The 20,623-nt window shown below is 60.5% G+C and carries 20 protein-coding genes and 2 pseudogenes; 14 read left to right on the forward strand and 8 right to left on the reverse strand.

Features of this window, described 5'->3' with window-relative positions:
- Positions 1-113: 113 nt before the first annotated feature.
- Positions 114-851, reverse strand: a pseudogene (locus tag G8O24_RS15930) (DUF3300 domain-containing protein); the annotation flags it as partial.
- 1 nt (position 852) lies between these two features.
- On the opposite strand from G8O24_RS15930, the pseudogene G8O24_RS15935 reads away from it, so the two are divergent.
- Positions 853-1,359, forward strand: a pseudogene (locus G8O24_RS15935) (chloride channel protein); the annotation flags it as partial.
- 15 nt (positions 1,360-1,374) lie between these two features.
- Here the strand turns inward: G8O24_RS15935 and G8O24_RS15940 are convergent.
- The gene (locus tag G8O24_RS15940) at positions 1,375-1,857 is read right to left on the reverse strand and encodes a DUF417 family protein (RefSeq protein ID WP_188101030.1); all 483 of its coding nucleotides are present in this window, start codon (positions 1,855-1,857) and stop codon (positions 1,375-1,377) included.
- 217 nt (positions 1,858-2,074) lie between these two features.
- Between G8O24_RS15940 and G8O24_RS15945 the strand changes: the two genes are divergently transcribed.
- Positions 2,075-2,395: an antibiotic biosynthesis monooxygenase family protein gene (locus G8O24_RS15945; protein ID WP_188100804.1), complete on the forward strand. Its 321-nt coding sequence runs from the start codon at positions 2,075-2,077 to the stop codon at positions 2,393-2,395.
- A gap of 62 nt (positions 2,396-2,457) precedes the next feature.
- Here G8O24_RS15945 and G8O24_RS15950 read toward each other — a convergent pair whose 3' ends face one another.
- A complete protein-coding gene (locus G8O24_RS15950) occupies positions 2,458-4,554 on the reverse strand; it encodes an adenylate/guanylate cyclase domain-containing protein (protein ID WP_188100806.1) in 2,097 nt (698 codons plus the stop codon).
- 296 nt (positions 4,555-4,850) lie between these two features.
- Here G8O24_RS15950 and G8O24_RS15955 point away from each other — a divergent pair, with 296 nt between their 5' ends.
- From G8O24_RS15955 to G8O24_RS15995, 9 genes are all read left to right on the forward strand, one after another.
- On the forward strand, positions 4,851-5,156 hold the full coding sequence (locus tag G8O24_RS15955; protein WP_188100808.1) for a BufA1 family periplasmic bufferin-type metallophore: 306 nt from the start codon (positions 4,851-4,853) through the stop codon (positions 5,154-5,156).
- A gap of 39 nt (positions 5,157-5,195) precedes the next feature.
- Positions 5,196-6,104: an MNIO family bufferin maturase gene (bufB, locus tag G8O24_RS15960; protein WP_188100810.1), complete on the forward strand. Its 909-nt coding sequence runs from the start codon at positions 5,196-5,198 to the stop codon at positions 6,102-6,104.
- The gene (locus G8O24_RS15965) at positions 6,094-6,876 is read left to right on the forward strand and encodes an HvfC/BufC N-terminal domain-containing protein (protein ID WP_188100812.1); all 783 of its coding nucleotides are present in this window, start codon (positions 6,094-6,096) and stop codon (positions 6,874-6,876) included. The genes bufB and G8O24_RS15965 overlap by 11 nt, the downstream gene beginning before the upstream one ends.
- A complete protein-coding gene (locus tag G8O24_RS15970; RefSeq protein WP_188100814.1) occupies positions 6,873-7,385 on the forward strand; it encodes a DoxX family protein in 513 nt (170 codons plus the stop codon). Before G8O24_RS15965 ends, G8O24_RS15970 begins: the two co-directional genes overlap by 4 nt.
- A gap of 28 nt (positions 7,386-7,413) precedes the next feature.
- Positions 7,414-8,367, forward strand: a complete 954-nt coding sequence (locus tag G8O24_RS15975; RefSeq protein WP_188100816.1) for a LysR family transcriptional regulator — start codon at positions 7,414-7,416, stop codon at positions 8,365-8,367.
- A gap of 354 nt (positions 8,368-8,721) precedes the next feature.
- On the forward strand, positions 8,722-10,053 hold the full coding sequence (locus G8O24_RS15980; RefSeq protein WP_376708099.1) for an OpgC domain-containing protein: 1,332 nt from the start codon (positions 8,722-8,724) through the stop codon (positions 10,051-10,053).
- Between the two features lie 33 nt (positions 10,054-10,086).
- On the forward strand, positions 10,087-11,298 hold the full coding sequence (locus G8O24_RS15985) for an OpgC domain-containing protein (protein ID WP_188100818.1): 1,212 nt from the start codon (positions 10,087-10,089) through the stop codon (positions 11,296-11,298).
- A gap of 17 nt (positions 11,299-11,315) precedes the next feature.
- The gene (locus tag G8O24_RS15990) at positions 11,316-11,807 is read left to right on the forward strand and encodes a DUF2059 domain-containing protein (protein ID WP_244645872.1); all 492 of its coding nucleotides are present in this window, start codon (positions 11,316-11,318) and stop codon (positions 11,805-11,807) included.
- Positions 11,808-11,897: 90 nt separating this feature from the next.
- On the forward strand, positions 11,898-13,652 hold the full coding sequence (locus tag G8O24_RS15995) for a glycosyltransferase family protein (protein ID WP_188100819.1): 1,755 nt from the start codon (positions 11,898-11,900) through the stop codon (positions 13,650-13,652).
- Between the two features lie 265 nt (positions 13,653-13,917).
- Here the strand turns inward: G8O24_RS15995 and G8O24_RS16000 are convergent, their stop codons facing one another.
- The 3 genes from G8O24_RS16000 to G8O24_RS16010 all read right to left on the reverse strand — a co-directional run bounded on the left by G8O24_RS16000 (position 13,918) and on the right by G8O24_RS16010 (position 16,299).
- Entirely contained in the window at positions 13,918-14,157 is a 240-nt protein-coding gene (locus G8O24_RS16000; RefSeq protein WP_188100821.1) for a DUF2798 domain-containing protein, read from the reverse strand.
- A gap of 92 nt (positions 14,158-14,249) precedes the next feature.
- Positions 14,250-15,404, reverse strand: coding sequence for a patatin-like phospholipase family protein (locus G8O24_RS16005; protein ID WP_376708098.1), 1,155 nt, complete (start codon positions 15,402-15,404; stop codon positions 14,250-14,252).
- Between the two features lie 70 nt (positions 15,405-15,474).
- Positions 15,475-16,299 (reverse strand): 3-hydroxybutyrate dehydrogenase, encoded by an 825-nt coding sequence (locus G8O24_RS16010; protein ID WP_188100823.1) that lies wholly within the window; start codon positions 16,297-16,299, stop codon positions 15,475-15,477.
- Between the two features lie 192 nt (positions 16,300-16,491).
- On the opposite strand from G8O24_RS16010, the gene G8O24_RS16015 reads away from it, so the two are divergent.
- Complete coding sequence (locus G8O24_RS16015; RefSeq protein WP_188101037.1) at positions 16,492-17,379, forward strand: LysR family transcriptional regulator; 888 nt, start codon at positions 16,492-16,494, stop codon at positions 17,377-17,379.
- Positions 17,380-17,605: 226 nt separating this feature from the next.
- Positions 17,606-18,301: a COG4705 family protein gene (locus tag G8O24_RS16020; protein WP_188101039.1), complete on the forward strand. Its 696-nt coding sequence runs from the start codon at positions 17,606-17,608 to the stop codon at positions 18,299-18,301.
- A gap of 12 nt (positions 18,302-18,313) precedes the next feature.
- Here the strand turns inward: G8O24_RS16020 and G8O24_RS16025 are convergent, their stop codons facing one another.
- Together G8O24_RS16025 and G8O24_RS16030 are read right to left on the reverse strand one after the other, a co-directional pair.
- Positions 18,314-18,955, reverse strand: a complete 642-nt coding sequence (locus G8O24_RS16025) for a glutathione S-transferase family protein (protein WP_188100825.1) — start codon at positions 18,953-18,955, stop codon at positions 18,314-18,316.
- Positions 18,956-19,105: 150 nt separating this feature from the next.
- The gene (locus G8O24_RS16030; RefSeq protein WP_188100827.1) at positions 19,106-19,822 is read right to left on the reverse strand and encodes a peroxiredoxin-like family protein; all 717 of its coding nucleotides are present in this window, start codon (positions 19,820-19,822) and stop codon (positions 19,106-19,108) included.
- A gap of 246 nt (positions 19,823-20,068) precedes the next feature.
- Between G8O24_RS16030 and G8O24_RS16035 the strand changes: the two genes are divergently transcribed.
- Entirely contained in the window at positions 20,069-20,563 is a 495-nt protein-coding gene (locus tag G8O24_RS16035; protein ID WP_188100830.1) for a DUF302 domain-containing protein, read from the forward strand.
- The last annotated feature ends 60 nt before the right edge of the window (positions 20,564-20,623 follow it).

Consider the following 20,623-nt stretch of genomic DNA (forward strand, 5'->3'; position numbering starts at 1 on the left):
CGAAGATTCCTGCGGAGGTGATGCCATGATCAGTCTGAAATCGCTGCAGCGCGCGGTGTTGCCGGGCATGTTCGTACTTGCACTGCTTGGCTCCGTGGCCCAGGCACAGCAATCCTACAAGACGCCGATGCCGCGGCCGCGGAGCGACCGGATGAGACGTTCATCGCGCCACCGCGATTGCCGCTGCCGCCGCGGTTGGCAGCACTGCCACCGGCGCGGTTTGCGGCCTTGGCGCGATCGCCGCCGCCCTTGGCAGCAGCCTTCGCCCGATCGCCACCAGCTTTTGCACCACTCTTGGCGCGATCGGCAGTACCCGCACGATCGCCCCGATCGCCGGCACGGTCACCAGCACGATCTCCGGCCCTGTCGCCAGCCCGGTCTCCAGGTCCGCCACGATCACCAGTGCGGTCGCCCGCACCCTGATTAGGTCGCAGCACCTGGTTGCCCTCACGGCCGCGGAAGTCCATCCGGTCCGATGCCCCCGCCTTCAGATTGTTATTGCCGAAGCGCTGCTGAACGTTGGTGTTGCTGTAGCGCACGCCTTGCCGATGCGCCGGATTGTGCTGCCAGCCGTTGCCGATGTTCGTGGTCCGGTGATTGACGTAGACGTTGCGGTTGCCCCAATTGCAGCCGCCGCCCCAGTAATTGCCCCAGCGTCCGATCGCCCAGGCCGTGCCAAACGCGATACCGGCGGCAACCACTCCGGCACCGAGATAGGACGGATAGCCCCAATAGTACGGCGGATATTCCGCATAAGGCCAGCTGCCGTAGACGGTGGCCGGGTCGTAATACGGCACATACATTGCTGCGGGATCCGCCTGCTGGATCACGACGACCTGCTTGCCTTCCTGAGCATGCGGCCTCGGCGTATCCCTGTGCGGACTCGCCTCCGGCGACATGATCTACGGGACGGGATATGCCCAGGTGAAGTCAGCCCTAGAGACCGACATTCCGCTTCCGTGGGATTTCGGCATGTTCAAACTCGCCGCCACCGCGCTGTCTGCGATTTCAGGCATTCCGGGCGGAATCTTCGCACCGTCCCTGGCCGTGGGCGCCGGCATCGGCACCAATATCGCGCATCTGTTTCCGGGTGCGCCTCTCGGCGCTTTCATGCTGCTCGGGATGGTCTCCTACTTCGCCGGAGTCGTGCAGGCTCCTATCACGGCCTTCGTCATCGTGACCGAGATGACAAACAATCACGCCATGGTGGTGCCCTTGATGGCTTCCGCATTGATCGCCCAGGCAACTTCGCGCCTCCTCTGCCCCGAGGGCATCTACCACGCCCTCGCAAAGGGTTTCCTGCGCGCTCACACGCCGGATGCGCCGGCGCAGCAGTTGTCCGGACCTGAACGTTCCTGATAGTACGCTGCAGTTCTATTCGCGCAGCCGCGTCACGGCCTGCGGCAGCGACGTCAGCAACAGCACGGTGCAGACGCAAAGTAGCACGATGTCCTTGAATAGGAATTCGCCCGCGAGATTCCACGCCATTGGGTCGGTCGAGAGGCTCCATTTGACGACTCCTGGAGTCGTGAAGAAGAACGACCACGTCACGGCGAACGTCACCACGCCCATGAACGACCCCAGCGCCGACAGGATCGGGTTGAAAGCGCCGGCAGCCAGCAGGGCCGCGATTACAAATTCGGTAACGCCGAGAAAATAGGCCTCGCCCCTCAATCCGAAGATCGACAGCCACGAGACGAACGGACTGCTGCTGATGAATTGCGCGATTCCTTGAGCTGATTGCAAAGTGAATTTCTGCATGCCGAACGACACGAAAATCACGACCATCACCCAACGCAGGATCGCCAAGGGCCGATAAGACCCTGCTCCAGCTTCTGCAATATTGAACGTTTTCACCAGCTCTCTCATATGACGGACCTCAGGTGCGGATGCTGGCTGTACGTCGATCCCTCGTGGCTTGTTACGCGGGCCCCGAGGCGCTCCGTTCACGACCACGTGGGCGAGCGTTGAACGCAAAATCGTGAACGGCGCGGGAATTATTTGCGACGCGGCGTAATAGTGCCCCTCGCAGCCTCGAATATCGTCGAGGGGCAGAATTGAACGCGGAGGACCCATGCTCGGGGAGATGATCGTCATTGGGGATCTGAAGCTGCGCGACGGTGCGTCGGGCGACGAGTACGATCGCTTGGGCGAGCGCATGTATGGATTGGTCAGCAGCCTTCCGGGGTTCCTGTCGGTCAAATCATTCAAGGCTGACGACGGCGAGGAGATCACCCTTTTTCGTTTTGCCTCGGAAGAATCGCTCGAGCGATGGCGGACCCATCCCGATCATATCGAGGCCATGAGACGCGGGCATGTCGAATTCTATGCAAGCGGCTTCCTTCAGATCTGTAAGGTCGTGCGCGAGGTTGGGCCTTTCAAGCACTCAGATTGAGAGGCGGCGTTGGATGTGCAGCCGGAACATCGTCATCCCGAGCTTTCCCCAAAAGCACGGTCCTACTTCGTGTTCAGCGCAGCGACCGGCCGCCACGTCGCATCGCTGCCGACCTGTAACAAGTGAAGGCAGCGCTCCCGGATGATAAAGGCCGGTCGATCATTAGCACGCACAACCAACACTGCATTGAAGTCGGCGGCCGCGCCCTCAAAGTCGCGCGCGCGATACTTTGCGAGGCCGCGCTGATAGCTTGCGATCCAGCCTACGGCCTCGTGCGCTAAATCCACCCGGTCCGCCAGCCCTATCAATTCGTGGACGGCGACGCCTTCCTCGCGGCCGTAAACCGCAATGCTGTCGATCTCCCTCGTGACGATGGCGCCGCGCGCAAGGCGCTCGGTCTCCTCACCGATCAGAATTTGCGTGCCGTAGCTCTTGTTTGCGCCTTCCAAACGGCTCGCCACGTTCACGGCGTCGCCAATCACGGTGTAGTTGAGGCGCAGCTCGGAGCCGATATTGCCCACCAGCATATGACCGGAGTTGACTCCGATGCGAATCTGCAGCGGCTGGCCGAGATCGTCGACCAGACCGGACTCATCAATGGCGCGCCGGATAGCGAGGGCGGCACGGCAGCAACGTTCGGCATGATCCGCTTGCGGCTGCGGGGCTCCCCAAAAGGCCATCACGGCGTCGCCAATGAACTTGTCGATCGTACCTCCATTGGCAACGACGACTTCCGAGACCAGGTCGAGATAGCGCGAGAGCAGCGGCACGAGCCGGTCGCCCATGCGCTCGGACAGACCGGTGAAACCCGCGATGTCGACAAACATCACGCTCAACTCCTGGATCGCGCCGCCCGGCTTCGCCTGGACGCCCTGGCGCAGCAGGGCGCGGACGAGGTCGGCGGGGATGAACTTGCGGAAGGCCGAGAGGCCCGCGGCCATCTCCGCAATCGCGCCCGACAGGCTCGCAATCTCCTTCACCCTGGAGGGATGACGGCGCACCTGCTCCAGCGCAAAGGTCTCGACGTGGCGGATCTCACCGACGACGCGGGAGAGCGGCGCCGCGATCACCTTGCGTGCCAGCAGCGCGGAAGCCAGCGCCGCGAGCAGCGCACCGACGGCTAGTCCCACAATCAGGCGCCGCAGCGTGGTCTCGACCGGGCCAAGAAACTCGGCCTCCGGGATAATTGTCGCAAGCCGCCAGCCCGGAAACGGCAACGGCGTCAGCGCGACTTCATAGGCCGCACCGCCAGAGCTCAGTCTGCCGCGCCAGGCATCCTGATCGGTACTCGCTTTGGCCAGCGCCATCTGCGCAAGTGGCAGCAGCTTCCGGTCGCCCTGTGCGGGATGGAGCTCATCCGCTTCCTTGTCGGGCGCAGCCACGAGCTCGCCGTTGCCGTCAAAAACGTAGGCTGTTCCAGTGCGTCCGACTTCGAGCTGGGCGAGGAACCGCGAAAGGCGGGCATATTCGATGATGATGGCAAGGACACCCTGCCGCTCCTGATAGACGTCGATCGGACCAGCGAAGGCGATCGACGGGCGCTCTCCGATCGGATGGTCGGTCACCTTGAACCAGCTGGGGTCCTCGGCCTTGATGCCGGTCTTGAACCAGGTGCGATCGGCGACGCGAAAATCGGTCGGCTCGAAGCGGCGGTTGGCGAATTCGATGTCGCCGGGCACCACGTCATATTCGTCGACCCGCCGCTGTCCGGCGTGATCGGTGAGCGATATCTCCATCATCTCCAGCCGGCCGTCGCCGAGCTTGTGGGCAGCAAAGAACGCGCCGTCAGGCCAGCCGAAGGCGACCCAAGATATCGTGGCCTGCGATTGCAGCTGCGACAGGAAGACGAATTCGCGCTTGTCGGCCTCGCGGGTGTCGAGCACGTTCTGCAGGAAGAGGGTACGGATGGCGGTGTGGGCCGCGCGCGCTTCGTCGACGATCGCCGCGACCTCCTTGCGGACGGCGGCTACGATCTGCTCGTTGATGGTCGCTGCCAATTGCCGGCTGGTCGCCTCCGCCGTGCGCCACCACAGAAGGCTGGACAGCGCGGCCGTCAGGAGGATCGCAGTCAGGACCAGCGCCGAGACGGCGAGACGGATGCTGACCGTCAGCCGCCTGACTGCTTGGCCTGATGCAATGCGTCCGGGGCTGGCGGTCATGACGGGGTCCGACGGGTTGACGAGACTGCTTGGTATCTTTGTACGCAGGCCCGCAGCCGTTCGTTACGTCTCGCAAATGTCGAGCCCTCAGGCCAATGCCCGCCGGCTAACGAGTCCATAGGGACAAGGCATTGGCGTTATCGCCCCGGCGCGCCGCTAATCGGCCCAAGCGCACGGCGTCGTGCGCGTCACCCAACGGTCTCACCAACTCGTGAGCGGCTCAGCCAGTAACGGCCGGCCGTGGCGGGGCGAACGAGACGAAGCGGGCATCGCCCGAACCAACAGGAGAAAATTCAATGTCTGCCAAGACTGCTATCAGTTCGCTCGTCCTCGCCGGCGCCGTGTCCACCGCGCTCGCCACGCTGGCCATGGCCGGTCCCCTGACCAAGGCCGAGGCCGATGCGGCCATCGCCGCCAAGAAGGAGAAATGCTTTGGCGTTGCGCTGAAGGGCCAGAACGATTGCGCCGCCGGCCCGGGCACGACCTGCCAGGGGACCTCGACCGTCGATTTCCAGGGCAATGCCTGGAAGTTCGTCCAGGGTGGCACCTGCGCCAACATCGAGCTGCCCGGCGGCAAGCACGGTTCGCTCAAGCCGGTCTGACACGAGCAGCAATCGAAACACGCAGCGCGGAGGAGCGACATGGACGCAGAGATCAGGCCCCGAACATCTGCGGCCATTCCCCTCCGCTTCTCCTTGCCCATCGGCGGGGTCGCCGGGACGAGCTTCAAGCCCGAGTACCTTGCGGCGATCCTCGACGAGGGCCCGCAGCGCGGCTTCTTCGAAGTTCATGCCGAGAATTACATGGGCGCGGGCGGACCGCCGCATCGGATGTTGGAGCGGCTGCGCCGCGATTATCCGCTCTCGCTACACGGCGTCTGCATGTCGATCGGGGGACCTGCGCCGCTGGACCGTGCGCATCTCGCACGCTTCCGCGGCCTCGTCGCGCGCTACCAGCCCGCGCTGGTGTCCGAGCACCTGGCCTGGTCGACGCATGAGACCAGCTTCTTCAACGACCTCCTGCCTCTGCCCTACACGGAAGCGACGCTCGCGCGCGTCTGCGACCACATCGACGAGGTGCAGGAGGTGATCCGGCGCCCGCTCCTGCTGGAAAATCCCTCGACCTATGTGAGCTTCCGCAACTCCACCATGAGCGAGGCCGATTTCATCCGCGCTGTTGCCGAGCGCACCGGCTGCGGCCTGTTGCTGGACGTCAACAACGTCTTCGTGTCCGCGACCAATCACGGCTTCTCCGCACTGCAATATCTCGCCGATTTCCCGCTGACGCGCGTCGGCGAGATCCATCTGGCGGGCCATGCCGAGCAGAGCGACGACGAGGGCGAGCTGCTCTTGATCGACAGCCATGACGGCCCGGTCGCGGACGCCGTGTGGAAGCTGTTCGAGATCGTCATCGCACGCCGCGGGCCGGTGCCGACGCTGGTCGAATGGGACAGCAACATCCCGGATTGGCCTGTGCTGAAGGCCGAAGCCGCCGCCGCGCAGGCGATCCTCAATCGTGGCTGCGCGATGGAGGACCGCCATGCAGCCTGAGGCCCACACCTCTTACGCGGCTGCTTTTGCGCCGCCGCTGCTCGATCCCGACGGCGACGTCCCTGCCGCCGTGACTGGCCCGAACGGCAAGTCGGCGGTGAAGCGCTACGACGTCTACCGCAACAACGTCACGGTCAGCCTGATCGAGGCACTCGCGGCGATCTATCCGGCGGTACAGCGCCTCACCGGGCCGGACTTCTTCCGCGCCATGGCGCGGTTCCATATCCGGGAAACGCCGCCGACCTCGCCCCTGCTGTTTGACTATGGCCGCGACTTTCCCGGCTTCATCGCCCGCTATGAGCACGCCCGGTCGTTGCCATGGCTCGCCGACGTCGCGCGGATCGAGCGAGCTTGGCTCGACGCCTATCACGCCGCAGATCACCCGCCGCTCTCGCCGACCGCGCTCGCGGCGGTCGCACCCGATCGTCTGGCGAACCTTGTCTTCACCGTACATCCCGCGACGCGCGTGGTGCGATCGTCATTCGCGGCGGTGACCATTTTTGCCGCCAACCGCATCGGCGAGTCCTCCGACCGCATCGACGCATCGACGCCCGAAGACGCGCTGATCACGCGGCCGGAGTTCGACGTCGTCGTGCAACGGCTCCCGCCCGGCGGCGCGGTCTTCCTGACCTGCCTGATGTCGGGATGCACACTCGCCGAGGCCGCCGCCGCGGCCACTGAAGCTTCGCAAGACTTCGAACTCGCCACCAACATCGCCGGCCTGATCGAGGCGGGCGCCTTCACCTCGCTGAGGCCCGGAGACCAAAAATGATCACGGAAGAACGCATCGCGCCCGCGGGCAATCTGCCCTCCTTCGCCCTGCTCGCCGACAAGGCCAATCATCTCATCCAGACGATCGCGACGCCATCTCTGGTGCAGCTCGTTGTTCGCGTGGCGCTGGCCGTGCCGTTCTGGCGCTCCGGCATCCTCAAATGGAATGGCTTCCTCAAACTGAGCGATACCGCCGTCGCATTATTCAGCGACGAATTCATGCTACATCTTCCAGGCGGGCCATACCATTTCCCGGTCCCGACTGCGATGGCGTTCCTCTCCGGGTTGGGCGAGGTCTGTTTTCCTGTCCTGCTGATCCTGGGTCTCGGCACCCGTTTCGCTGGTCTTGGCTTGTTGTTCATGACCGTGATCGTCGAGCTTACGGTGCCGGACGGCTGGCCAATTCATCTCACATGGGCGGCCATGGCGCTGAGCATTATGTGCTGGGGTCCCGGGCGTTTCTCCATTGACCATTTTGCAGGTCGGCTCGTCCAAACGTCAGACGAGTAGTGTCGAGCTAGTTGAGCGAGGACGCCTTATGGAGATGCAACAAATTCGCTATTTCATAGCGCTCGTCGAGCACTCGAATTTCACGCGAGCCGCTGATGCATGCAATGTCACGCAACCTTCTCTTACGCGGGCCATTAAGCAGCTCGAGCATGAGTTCGGAGGACAACTGTTCCATCGAGAGCGGCCCAACGTTCGGCCCACGGATCTTGCTCAGATTGTCATGCCGCATCTCAAGCAAGTATATGAGGAGGCGCACAACGCTCGTCGCATTGCGGAGGCCTTTGCGACTGAAAAGAAATTTAAGTTGCGCCTCGGCGTCATGTGCACGATCGCTCCAACTCTTCTGATCGAGCTGCTAAACTCAGTCAAGGAGCGGGACACCCGGCTGGAAGTCGAGATTAGAGATTCGAGCGCACGGAAGCTCGACGAAGAGTTGCTTGAGGGCTCGCTCGACATCGCGATCTATTGCATCCCGGGGGAGACACCCAATCCTCGGCTACACACAATGCCTCTCTTCCGTGAACAGATGATGATAGTGCTCCCTCCCCATCATCCGTTGGGTGGCAGGACCGCGATCCAGCTGAGGGACCTCCACAGGCAGCGATACCTCAATCGAAGTAGTTGTGAATTTAACGGGTATGCGGACAAATTCTTTGAAGCTCAAGGTGTTGAGATCGAGACCGTTTACCGCAGCGATCGCGACGACTGGATTCAGGCACTCGTAAGGTCGGGGCTAGGTTTCGGATTCATGCCAGAATATACGGTCACTGATCCGGCCGTGGTTACGCGGCCTACGATGGCCCCAGAATTCTGGCGCGACGTGAATCTGGTGACAGTTCGCGGGCGCCGACATACACCGGCAGTGGGCGCCCTGGTCCGTGAAGCCATGCGAGTCACATGGCATGGCAAACCCGCAATTTCCGTCGCCGAACGCGCCAACCGCACGAAACGCCGACAAGATCTTCCAACCGTTCAAGGTTAGAGCGGTCACAATCGCGCACACAGCGGCTCATAGTTGTCCAATGTGGCTTCAAACGGGACCGGTCTTCCTTGGGGTGCTCTGAGTCCAAACCCGCCGCGGATCACGGCAGGCCGCCTTTTCGGCATCTCGGTTATCGCGTCCGTTGTGTCGCCTGAGCTTCAATGCATGGCTGCTAACAAACCTATAGAGCCAAGGCATTGGATAGGTTTCTCTGTGCCGGCTATGCAGACCTCACACGCAGGATTCGTTTTGTGAGGTCTCGGTAGTGTCCGCTTTCGATATGGAGGCTTCGCTTTTTCGATATTCTTGTTCCACGGCGCGAGCTAAGCTTCTGGTGGGACAAGGGGGCAAGCAATGAAGCATTTGCCGATTTTTGGTAGTCATGGCGCGCCGGCCGAGGTCGGAACGAAAGGCCGCCCTCAATACCACCGACTGCTCAGGCTCACTGCCTGGTTCGCGGGAGGATACCCGAAACCCGGCGGGAATCTCGCTGCGACCCCTGTGCCGCCGTCTGTCCCGACACCGATGCTCGCCCTCGCAAAAGGCCAGCGAGAACTGCGACTCGATCTTTTCCGCGGCCTCGCGCTCTGGCTGATCTATATCGATCACGTTTCACCCGACCTCCTCACGTGGGTGACGATTCGCAACTACGGGTTCAGCGATGCCGCCGAAGTGTTCATCTTCATCTCCGGCTTCACCGCAGCTCTGGTCTATGGTCGCGCGACCTTCGAGGCCGGCTTCGTCACAGGAACAGCACGCGTGCTGCGACGGGTCTGGCAAATCTATACCGCCCATCTTCTGCTCTTCCTGGTCCTGATGGCCGAAATCGCCTTTGTTACGAGCGTCTCCGAGAAGCCGGCGTTCTACATCCAGGAGATGGAGGTCGGAGATTTCTTTAGGCAACCCGGATCCGAAATCATCCAGGCGCTCTTCCTGCGCTTCCGCCCGCTGAACATGGATGTCCTGCCGCTCTATGTGGTGCTGATGGCGTTTCTGCCCTTGGTCCTGCTAGTTGCACGTTTACACAGGGATCTTCCGCTCGCCTGCTCTGTCGCGCTCTATATCCTTACGCTCCGGTACGATCTGCACCTGTCGACTTATCCGGACGGTTTCTGGTCGTTCAATCCCTACGCATGGCAGTTGCTGTTCGTCTTCGGCGCCTGGTGCGCACTTGGAGGCGGAAAGCGACTATCCCCCATTCTCAACTCTCGAGCAGTCTTCTGGCTCGCCCTCGCCTATCTCTGCGCCGCGTTTTTCGTTACCATGACCTGGTATTTTCCGTCCTTGGAAAGGCTGATTCCCGGCTGGCTGGCGCGGCTGATCTATCCCATCGACAAGACCGATTTTGACATCCTGAGGTTTGCGCATTTCCTCGCACTGGCGGTGGTCGTCCTGCGCTTCGTACCCGGTGACTGGGCGGAGTTGCGATCGGCCTGGGCGCGGCCTCTGATCCTTTGCGGGCAGTATTCACTGCAGATCTTTGCACTTGGAGTCGCCTTGTCATTCGCCGGCTATGCTCTTCTAACGGAGCTTGATGCCGGTGTCGTGCTGCACGTCTTGATCGGCGCCGCCGGCATCCTGATGTTGTACAGCGTCGCCTGGGTGTTCAGCTGGTACAAATGGGCAATGTCCGGGCGCGAGCGCGCCAAGACGAATACGTCAGAGCTAATCACGCAAAGTGCTTAATGAATATTCACCCTAATGAATGGACCGACGGACATGGGAAAAGAGAGCACGGATCGGTTTGTCGTCGAGCGAGATTTGAGGCTCGACCTTTTGCGCGGACTTGGTCTCTGGATGATCTTTCTCGATCACATTCCGGATGACGTCGTGGCCTGGCTTACGCTGCGCAATTACGGCTTCAGCGACGCGGCCGAGTTTTTCGTGTTCATTTCCGGCTACCTCCTTGGGTTCATCTACGTTCCCATCGTCGCCTCGGGCCAGTTCCTTGCAGCCTTGAAGCGCCTGTGGCTGCGGGCCTGGCAAATGTATGTCGCCCACATCCTGCTGTTCCTCGCCTTCACGGCGCAGATCGCTCGCGCCGCGCGGAAGTGGGACAACCCGATGTACAAGGACGAGTTCAACGTCGCCAACTTCCTTGCACACCCTGACGAATTGATCGGAAAGGCGCTCACGCTGCAATACAAGCCGGTCGATCTCGACGTTCTGCCGCTTTACATTTCCCTGGTTGTGGTTGCTCCCTTTGTGGTGTGGTGCCTCGTGCGCCGCCCGAACCTGACCCTGGCCGGTTCGATCGTGCTGTACCTGCTGGCGCGCTACTTCGACTGGAACTTGCCGTCATATCCGAAAGGGGCAACCTGGTATTTCAACCCGTTTGCCTGGCAATTGATGTTCTTTTTCGGTGCCTGGTGCGGCTGCGGTGCTGTCGCCCAGATCAGCAAATTCCTCCGCTCGCGCATCGTGTTCGCAGTCGCGATCGCCTGGATCCTCTTCGCTCTGGTTATCGTGATGACCTGGCACAGCGTGTTCCTGGAGTCGCTGATCCCGAAGTGGATGATCAAGCTTATCTATCCGATCGACAAGACCGATCTCGATATGCTGCGGTTCACGCATTTCCTTGCGCTTGCCGTCATCGTCTCACGCTATCTTAGCCGAGACTGGGCCGGGCTTAAATCGAAGTGGCTCCGCCCTCTCGTGCTCTGCGGCCAGCATTCGCTGCCGCTGTTCTGCCTCGGCGTATTCCTGTCCTTTGGCGTGCATTGGATACTTGTTCAATGGAAACACCAAGTCATTGAGCAAATTCTGCTGAGCATCGGCGGAATGGCCATCATGACGGCAGCCGCCTGGGTTCTGGATAGAGCACAAAGGGTGCCGAACCTCTTCGTCGACGCGGGGATCAAGGAAGAACAAAACCCGGTCGCTCAACCCGAGCCGATGGCTGGGATACGAACACAGCCAAGCGCGGCATGAGAGGCGAGGAGTCAAACATGTACAAGAGCCCGATGATTGCCATTTGCATAGCGTTGCTCGCGATAGGGGTTGCAAGAGCGGAGACGTCATCCCCTGCCGCGATGGACGCTGCAAGAAGCCTGGCCGTGACTTTGAAGGTCGCCGATCAATACAAGTCTCTCCTGCCAGGCATTTTGCTCAGGCTCCGGCCAACCTTGTCTCAGGACCGTCCGGAGATCGAGCGTGACTTCGACGCCGCGATGCCGGCCATCTTGGAAGCCAACCAATCGAAATACTCTACCTCGATGATCGAGGGCGCCGCGGCGCTCTACGCCAAGATATTCTCGACGGATGAACTCCGTGCCATCGACGCGTTCTATCGCAGCCCTGCCGGCCAGAAATATATCGAAAAATCGCACGAGCTCTCGGAGATAAACCAGAAAGTCAGCGATGAAATCTCGCGCGAAGCTGCGGACGAGATGAAAGAGCGGATCACCCAATCGCTGCGAGAGAAGGGCCACAAACTCTAGCAGATCAGTCGTGACGGAACGACCGCCACGCAGCGCGCCAAGACTTCCAAACGAGAGTTGTGGCTCGCTTTTTGATCGAACGGATCACGCATGAACTGCGAAAATGTACTGTTGCGAGTTACGGACGATCTGATTTCCGTTGCCGATGCACCGGATCCTCCTGTCGCGAGCGACCGATGGCCTAGCGCCCCTTCGAAGATCTTTGATCTTCTAACCTTGGCATTTCTTGCAGCAGTCATTCTTGTCGTGAGCTTCACGGTCAAGGATTACGCTATTTCCAATGATGAAGGCGTGCAGCACCACTATGGGGAGCTGATCATCGCGTATTATCAAAGTGGATTCAGGCTACGCGATGTGTTCACCTTCGAAAACCTGTATCTCTACGGAGGCCTGTTCGACGTCATAGCGATATGGCTCGGCCATGCCATGGCCCTCGACGTCTACGAAGTGCGCCATGTCCTCTGCGCCATGACAGGTGTCGCTGGCATTGCCGTCAGTGGCGCCACGGCGCGTTCAATCGCCGGCCCCCGCGCCGGCCTCATTGCCACCGTCGCGCTTACACTTTGTGGGGCATGGTATGGCGCCATGTTCAATCACACGAAGGACATCCCGTTTGCCGCCGCAATGGCCGGGGCGACATTGTTCTTGCTCCGCTTGGCTCGCCAATTGCCGTCGCCTCGGACCTTCGATGTTGTCGTGTTCGGCTGCCTTGCCGGCGTAGCCCTTGGCTTGCGGAGCTACGGCTTGCTGCTGTTTGTCTATCTCGGGCTTGCAATTGTGATCTATCTGCCCCCCGCGGAAAGCGTCAGGGCGCGCCTTTTCTTTGCGGGCAGATCCCTGTTGAAGATGTCCCCCGCCGTGGTGGTCGCCTATCCGCTGATGATACTGGCCTGGCCGTGGGCTGCGCTGTCACCCCTCAATCCGATCCGTGGCCTGTTTGCCTTCTCGGAATTTCAGTATGCGATCCGCACGATGTTTGTCGGCCGCGTCTACGAGATGGCCAACGTGCCGCGCGTCTATGTCCCCGGTTATCTCCTCATTCGCATACCGCTGATCACTCAGGCCGGCGCCGCGCTGGCGATGATTTCCCTCGTTTGGAACCCCGTCAAGCGAGGCGTAGTGCAGCGTCGGGAAGTTGCATTGCTATCGATGATGATCCTGCTGCCGTTGGCCTGCCAAGCGCTCGTTCATGGCCCTGCGTTCAGCGGCATGCGCCATTTCCTGTTCGTGCTTCCTCCGCTGGCGACGCTCGCCGGCGTGGGCCTCAGCCATCTGCTCGATGCGCTCGCTTTACCGGGGCGCCGGCTGGCCCCAGCGGCGCTTGCGGTGGTTTGCGCGTCCTTTCTGTCAGAGGGCATCACGCTGGTAAGGCTTCACCCCTACGAGAACCTGTCCTACAACGCTTTGGTCGGAGGCCTTCCGGGAGCATTCCGCCGCTATGATCTGGACTATTGGTTCAACAGCATGCCAGAGGCGATTGGTAAGCTCGAGGCGTACGTCAGAGATAGAGTACCCGTCGATCGAACCAAACCGCCGACGGTCTATTCCGTCGCCGTTTGCGGAGAACGTCCGGCCTTTGATCATTCGGTCACCCTTCCCCGATTGCGGTGGGATTTCCGGTCGGAATGGGACGAGTCGGAGTTCTTCATAGCTCCAACGCAGATGAACTGCGACCGTGACCTCGACGGAGAGATCGTTGCTCGTGTGGAAAGGCTCGGCGTCCCCATTGCCTATGTGAAGGATCGGCGAGCGATCGTGAAACGTCCGCCCGCACATTCCGCGCCGCCGGTTGCCCGGCAGGAGCCCGCCGGAAAGAATATCGCGCAAGCCGTTCCGTTTGATTGAGGCTCCTCGCCGAGCCGGAGTTCTTGCCAAGACCTTGGTATGGAGCCTGGTCAAAATCGATAAGCAGCCCATGGACAGATCGTCGGTGAGAAGGCGGCTCGAGCGGATTGGCTACGATCGACTAGTGATGCGATAAACTCGTGCGCTGCCCTCAACGCCACGGAAATTCGTCCGAACTGCTTTCGCCCCGTCACGGCACTTACAATCGGTGCCAGTGCCGGATCGAGCCTGAAAATGATATTTCAGCTTGGGGTAGCGCCTCTTATCAATCCAAGGACTCCTCTCGCGTAAGCACCACGGACAGCGACCGAATTGTCGGTGCTGCAAGCAGCACAATGGGAGACATGACTGCCCATGAGACCAGCCAAGAGGCAAGCCAATTCCACAAGAAATTGTCGGCTGCCATCGCGGGAAAGCTGGCGATGCCGGCCGCAATCAGGGAGGTCAATCCCGACTGGATGACGCCAAAGACGAAGTGACTGTAGCGGCGCGGAATTGCGAACATAGGCCCCTCAAAATCAATCGGACGGCGGCTATGCTACTCGTGCGTATCACCATTTCAATGCGTGTGGATGCTCAAAGGGCTGCCCTGAGTGCCTATTCTGCCGCCATCGGCATCATTTCCTGTTGCTCATGGAGGACTACACCCGCGAGGGGATCGAACTCGCCTTTCCATGGTGCACTCTCAAGCACAGCCTTGGTATGGGCGTAGCCCGCATCCCACCGTCGCATGATTCCTTTCGGGCTGAAATCGATGTCCTTGGTGTGGGTCTCGCGATCGAGCTGAGGCGCGAGAAGACGAACGACATGCATGCGGGTCCGGCAGCCATAACCGGTCAGTTCGCGAACGGCAGGATCGGCACGCTCGCTCTCAGGCAGGCGAGCGGCGAGCTCATTGATGATGTGGCGCAAGCGATGCGCCTGCTGTTGTCGTGCGATTTGGCTCGCAATTCGGCTCGAATACTGCACGTCCTTATGCCGGTTGAAGACCTCTGCCATGGTCGTGGGCTCGTGACCCATTGGATTCCACAGATGAACTGCAAAGATCAGCGAATCCCTGCGTGGGTTATCATCAAAGACCGCTTCCGTGGGCGTGTTCGAGAGAATGCCTCCGTCCCAATACAGTTCGCCATCAATCCGTATCGCGGGGAACGCCGGCGGCAGCGCGCCCGACGCCATGATGTGCTTCACCGTCAGCTCGCCGTCGCGGGTATCGAAGTAGCGCATCTGACTGGTCCGAACGTGAGCCGCACCGACCGTCAGCCGCGGCTTGCAGCGATTCACCAGGTCGAAGTCCACAAGCTCGCTCAGTGTCTTCTCGAGTGGAGCCGTCGAATAGAAGCCCGCGTGATCGGCGCCGAGCGGATAGGAATCCCCGGCGTGAGCCAGTGGATTGGGCCGAAAAAAGCCCGGAATTCCGTTGGTGACCGTCGCCCAGTACGAAAGCTTGTCATTGAAATCTGGAAAGGCCGTGCGCAGATTCCAGATCGGATTCTGCTCCATGCGCTTCCAGAAGGCCTTGAGCCTCGCCAATCTGTTCTGGGGCTCATTGCCCGCGATCAGGCTGGCGTTGATCGCTCCAATCGAGGTCCCGATGATCCAATCAGGCTCGATGCCGGCCTCGTGGATTGCCTGGTAGACCCCGGCCTGATACGAGCCGAGCGCTCCGCCGCCCTGCAGCACAAGCACGACTTGGCCGGGCAAATCCCGGACTTTGGCAGCCTCGACTGCGTTTCCCTGCATCGCATTCATCTTTCGCTCCCCTGAACGCTTGCTCTCGTCATTCTTCGCAGAGCCGCGGACTTTGTTACGGCTGCTCATCTCAGTGGGCGGTCCAGCCGCCGTCGACCGGGAGGGCTATGCCCGTGATCGAAGCCGCCGCATCGGTTGATAGAAAGACCGCCAACGAGCCGATTTCCTCGACCGTGGCGAAGCGCTTGTTGGGCTGCTGTGCGAGAAGTACATCGCGGATGACTTGATCCCGCGAAATGCCGTGAGCCTTGGCTTGACCGTCGATCTGCGCCTCCACGAGGGGCGTATAGACGTAGCCTGGGCAGATCGCGTTGCAGGTGATGCCCTCCTCCGCGGTCTCGAGAGCCGTAACCTTGGTCAGGCCAACAATCCCATGCTTGGCCGCGACATAGGCCGCCTTGAAGGGAGACCCGACCAGCGCGTGGGCAGACGCAATGTTGATGACCCTGCCGAACCCATTCTGCCGCATCGCGGGGAGCGCAAGACGGGTCGTATGAAAGGCCGACGACAGGTTGATGGCGAGGATCTGGTCCCACTTTTCGACAGGAAACTGCTCCAGCGGCGCGACATGCTGGATGCCAGCGTTGTTGACAAGGATATCCAGCCGGCCTGCCTGGGCCACCGTCGCGGCAATCATTTCAGCGATCGATTTCGGCTTGCTCATGTCGGCGGGCGAATAGCTCGCCCCTACCCCGAAATCCGCAACGATCTGCTCGCGCGTCCGTCCAATCTCCTCGGGAGCCCCAAGACCGTTGAGCACCACATCGGCACCGGCAGCCGCTAAAGCTCGCGCAATCCCGAGCCCAATGCCGCTGGTCGAGCCGGTGACCAGCGCTACCTTGCCGACCAGCGTCCGCGCGGCGGTTTGATCCTGCAATTTGATGGGAATGTTCATAATCCGAGCCTCTCATTTGAGCGATGGCGGGTCTGGTGGCGGACCTGGCCTTTGCGAACTTTGAGATGTTTTCCCAGTCTCCGGAAATGCCCTTTGGCTTCCGAAACCATGCACGCTCGCTATCGGCGTCGGGATGTCATTCCTGGCCTCGATCCGCTAAGGTTCCCATCGATTTTGCTGGGGAGCCGATCCATGGAAATGCATCAGGTCCGCTATTTTCTCGCGGTGGCGCAGCAGCTCAATTTCACGCGCGCTGCTGAGGAATGTAATGTGACGCAGCCATCCCTCACCCGGGCGATCAAGCAGCTCGAAGCCGAGCTCGGTGGCGATCTGTTCCGCCGTGAGCGGCCCGCAGCGCAACTGACGGAGCTGGGCCAGCGCATGCACCCGCTGCTCAAGCAATGCTATGAGGCGGCGGCGGGTGCTCGTTCGTTGGCGTCTTCGTTCAAGAGCGGCGAGATCGGGGCGCTGCGCATCGCGCTGACACATTCCATCGATCTTGCACTGCTCATTCCCCACCTGAGCCAGATCAAGCGTCAGTTCAATCGCCTCGAATTCTGTTTCCTGCGCGGCACCGGTCGGGAAGTCGGCGAACTCCTCAAGAAGGGCGAAGCGGAGCTCGGGATTGCTGCCGAGATCGATGAAGCCTGGGACCGGCTCGACGCCTGGCCACTGTTCACGGAGAGCTTCGAGCTCGTCGTCAGCAAAGCCCATCGGCTCGCCGAGCGCGCTGAGATCGAGTTCGATGATCTACGCACAGAGCAGCTCCTGAGCCGAACTTACTGCGAGCATTCCAAGCGCATTGCGGCCTCACTGCGCGAGCACGGCATCGACGTCGGCCATAGTCACGAAATCTCCAGTGAGCGCGATCTGATCGAGCTGGTCGAAGCCGATATCGGAGTCGCGATGTTGCCGCACACGTCGTCCGTCCCGGCAAATCTCAAACGCGCGGGCGTGGTGGGATTGGACGCCCGCCGCACGGTCAATCTTTACGGCGTTGCGGGACGCCAGCGTACCGCAGTAGCCTCTGCAGTCATGCGGATGCTAAGGGGCGCCGATTGGCGAGAGACTGCGGGGTAGCTGTCCCAGCTTCTTTGCTAACAGTCCAGCGAGCAAGACGTGTGCTGGTGGAGGCAATTTCGGCCGCTGGCCGCAAAGCGAAAAACATCTGCTCGGGCTGAGTTTTGCCGGTTTGGACCCCAAGCGGTCCCAACAGATCGTCGTGATTTCATTTTTTAGATGAGCCTATCCGCATGCTTCATGCGTTTCGAGGTTGCCAAGCAGCCAGTTCGGAGTGCGCCCATTGATGTTCCGCGACAATGATGTCCCCAGCAAAGTACCTAATGTTACGCTCGGCTTCTGGGTGATCAAAATCCTCGCCACTACTTTGGGGGAAACGGGCGGCGACGCCGTCACCATGAGCTGGCTCCATGCAGACCAGAATGCTCAGAATGGTGGCTATCTGACAGGGACAGCTATTTTTCTGACCATTTTTGTTGCGGCAGTCATCGCTCAGATATCGACGACGAAGTTCAACGCGTGGATCTACTGGCTGGCCATTGTGGCTTCTACGACCGTGGGCACCGCGATGGCGGATTTTTTCGATCGTTCGCTCGGCATCGGCTATGTAGGAGGTTCATCCATCCTACTAGCCTGCGTCCTTTGCTCCCTGGGTGCATGGTATCTCACGCTGGGTACTGTGAACGTTGATTCAGTCACGTCTCCTAAGGCCGAGCTATTCTATTGGATTACGATCGCGTTTTCCCAAACCTTGGGTACTCTGAGTGATTGGATCGCGGACGACACTGGTCTCGGATACGATGGTAGCGCTTTGCTGTTTGGTGCAGGCCTTCTTGTCCTTGCTGCGCTGTATTTTTGGACCAATGTCTCGCGGGTGTTTCTTTTCTGGGCCGCTTTCATTGGCCCTTCAGCTTGCTTGGCAAGTGTCCGCGTTTTCGCCGCTGTCGGGGGTAGAGCGGAGATCGGGCGAGCAGCTGATTGATGAGCACACGGCCTAGATCCACGGCTCTGACAGATGCTCCGCCTTAAGCGCCCGCAAAACTGCAGGACGTTCGGCAATCCTGTTGGCATAGGGTCCAAAATGAGGCCAGCTCGCACCCGGCCGCGCCATGCCTCGAGACCAGCGGCAGAGAACAAAGGCATAGGCATCCAGTAGCGAATAGTCCTCGCCGAGCAGCCAAGGTCTCGCATTAATAGCCAGCTCAGCATCAATGATGTCGAACAACTCTGCAACACGCGTCTCGGCGCCAGAACGCAGCTTCACCTGAGCAGCCTCGTCTGCCGTCCACTTGTTCGGGTGTAGGTAATTTGACAATGCGGGGTGCAGGTTCGTGGCCAACCACATGAGCCACTTATAAAAATGGGCTCTGCCATCCGTTCCGAGCTCAGGTGCCAATCTTGATCCCGGATGTTTGTCCGCAAGATAGAGTGAGATCGCGGAGGCCTCGTAGAGGATCAGATCACGTTCTTTGAGCACCGGAATTAGACCATTGGGATTGAGGTTCAAATACGCTTCGCGCTTGTGGATGCTTGCGTATCGATCGACGAAGACCAGTCGATGCTCGACGCCAATTTCGTGGAGCAGGATATGGGGAAGAAGGCTGATATAGCTGGGGTAGTAGTAAAGTTCGATCATCGTGCTGGCTCGGTGCAGGGAGAGACCGGAGGGGTCCTGGAAAAGTCCAATAATGCGCCACACAGGCGTCGCCGCGGTAACGTCCCTTAGCTCAAAGGAGCGGTTGGGAGCTGTTTCGTCATTGCGCCGGAGTACACGCCTGGTTGAAGATCAATGCTCGCGGCTCGCGCTTTCCAGCGCATCGAGTAGGTCGTCGATTTCCATGCGTTTGCGGAAATCGGGGTCTACGAAGCGAGCCTTCACGACGCCATCGCGCCCGACGACGAAGACCGCCGGGATCGGCAGCATCCAGCCGTCATTGCCGTGAAACCGCGCCATATCCTGATAGGACAGCAGTCCCTGGATCTCCGTTCCCAACCAGATCGCCAGATTGAGGGAGAGCGCATAACCGTTGTCGAGATCGGTCAATACTGGGAAGGGCGCCGCGGAGTCGGCCTTGAACTGCTCGGTATATTCCTGCGTCTCCGGCATGATGGCAACGATCTGCGCGCCCATCGCCTCGATACGATCCTGCGCCTGGATCACCGCTCGGACGTTCAGCCGACAATAAGGGCACCAATGACCTCGAAAGAACATGACCGCTACGGGGCCGCGCGCGATCAGCGAATCCAGCGTAACCAGCCGTCCCCTCTCGTCGGGCAACACGAAGGCCGGCATCACCTCGCCCGGGCGAGGCGCGTTCTCTCCGCCACCATTCTCGGCTAATCGCGCGACGAGACGGTCGACCGCCTCGCCATAGGCGGGAAAGATCTCCCGGCCGGCTTTCGCATAAGCCCGAAGCTGCTCATTCAGCGTCCCCTCCATGTCACGGCAGCGCTGGAAGGCGAGCTTGAGCCGTTCTGCGTCGGCTGGGGAAAGGGATGTCATTTTCCGCTCCGGCAAGAGTGAAGTCTATTATTCGGCATTTCGATCGCCTCGCAAGGGGCGCGCGTCCATCGAATGCCCGATCCCTGTCAAACGGAAATGCCGATCCCCAATCGGTTCGATAGCCGCCGCCTATCGCGCCGCGATAGCGCGGAGCTATCAGCTCCAGAGCCAGACGGCATTTCACCTCCTTGAGGAGCCCGTCCATCCTCGTGTGGTCCAAAGCTCCCCATCCATGGAGGAAAACCCATGAAACGTCAGATCATCCTGCGCATTGCGAATATCGCCACCTCCCTTCTGCTATGCTGCCTCGTCCTTGCCGCTGCGACTTCGCTCGCGCGGGCCGACAGCGACGACGGCATCGTCCGGGTGAAGAGCGCGGTGTCGATGCCCGAAGCGATCAGCCGCATCAAGGCGGACATTTCCACCAAGGGCGTCAAATTCTTCCTTGAGGTCGACCAGTCGAAACTTGCCGCGGATGCCGGCATCAAGCTTCGGCCTTCGACATTGCTCATCTTCGGCAATCCTCCGCTTGGCACCCAGTTCATTACCGCCAATCCCAATGCCGGCCTCGATTGGCCTGTTCGCCTGCTCCTCACGCAAGATGAGAATGGCGACGACTGGGCCGTGTGGACCGACTTCGACTGGATCGCCAAGAGGCACAACATCCACAATCGCGAAGCGCAGTTCAAAATGGCCACCATGGTCGTGAAGTCGATTACCTCGACGATTACGACGAAGTAGCGGCCGAACGCGCGGGCGCCGGCGCGGCCCCCGCCCGGGGGCGCAAGCGAAACTCTGATC

The organism is Bradyrhizobium campsiandrae, from assembly GCF_014529705.1.
GTDB classification, from domain to species: Bacteria; Pseudomonadota; Alphaproteobacteria; order Rhizobiales; family Xanthobacteraceae; genus Bradyrhizobium; species Bradyrhizobium campsiandrae.

Coding starts and splice junctions, on each gene's coding strand:
- G8O24_RS15945 (WP_188100804.1), top strand. CDS start 2,075: ATGCTCGGGGAGATGATCGTCATTGGGGATCTGAAGCTGCGCGACGGT.
- G8O24_RS15950 (WP_188100806.1), bottom strand. CDS start 4,554: ATGACCGCCAGCCCCGGACGCATTGCATCAGGCCAAGCAGTCAGGCGG.
- G8O24_RS15955 (WP_188100808.1), top strand. CDS start 4,851: ATGTCTGCCAAGACTGCTATCAGTTCGCTCGTCCTCGCCGGCGCCGTG.
- bufB (WP_188100810.1), top strand. CDS start 5,196: ATGGACGCAGAGATCAGGCCCCGAACATCTGCGGCCATTCCCCTCCGC.
- G8O24_RS15965 (WP_188100812.1), top strand. CDS start 6,094: ATGCAGCCTGAGGCCCACACCTCTTACGCGGCTGCTTTTGCGCCGCCG.
- G8O24_RS15970 (WP_188100814.1), top strand. CDS start 6,873: ATGATCACGGAAGAACGCATCGCGCCCGCGGGCAATCTGCCCTCCTTC.
- G8O24_RS15975 (WP_188100816.1), top strand. CDS start 7,414: ATGGAGATGCAACAAATTCGCTATTTCATAGCGCTCGTCGAGCACTCG.
- G8O24_RS15980 (WP_376708099.1), top strand. CDS start 8,722: ATGAAGCATTTGCCGATTTTTGGTAGTCATGGCGCGCCGGCCGAGGTC.
- G8O24_RS15985 (WP_188100818.1), top strand. CDS start 10,087: ATGGGAAAAGAGAGCACGGATCGGTTTGTCGTCGAGCGAGATTTGAGG.
- G8O24_RS15990 (WP_244645872.1), top strand. CDS start 11,316: ATGTACAAGAGCCCGATGATTGCCATTTGCATAGCGTTGCTCGCGATA.
- G8O24_RS15995 (WP_188100819.1), top strand. CDS start 11,898: ATGAACTGCGAAAATGTACTGTTGCGAGTTACGGACGATCTGATTTCC.
- G8O24_RS16000 (WP_188100821.1), bottom strand. CDS start 14,157: ATGTTCGCAATTCCGCGCCGCTACAGTCACTTCGTCTTTGGCGTCATC.
- G8O24_RS16005 (WP_376708098.1), bottom strand. CDS start 15,404: ATGAATGCGATGCAGGGAAACGCAGTCGAGGCTGCCAAAGTCCGGGAT.
- G8O24_RS16010 (WP_188100823.1), bottom strand. CDS start 16,299: ATGAACATTCCCATCAAATTGCAGGATCAAACCGCCGCGCGGACGCTG.
- G8O24_RS16015 (WP_188101037.1), top strand. CDS start 16,492: ATGGAAATGCATCAGGTCCGCTATTTTCTCGCGGTGGCGCAGCAGCTC.
- G8O24_RS16020 (WP_188101039.1), top strand. CDS start 17,606: ATGTTCCGCGACAATGATGTCCCCAGCAAAGTACCTAATGTTACGCTC.
- G8O24_RS16025 (WP_188100825.1), bottom strand. CDS start 18,955: ATGATCGAACTTTACTACTACCCCAGCTATATCAGCCTTCTTCCCCAT.
- G8O24_RS16030 (WP_188100827.1), bottom strand. CDS start 19,822: ATGACATCCCTTTCCCCAGCCGACGCAGAACGGCTCAAGCTCGCCTTC.
- G8O24_RS16035 (WP_188100830.1), top strand. CDS start 20,069: ATGAAACGTCAGATCATCCTGCGCATTGCGAATATCGCCACCTCCCTT.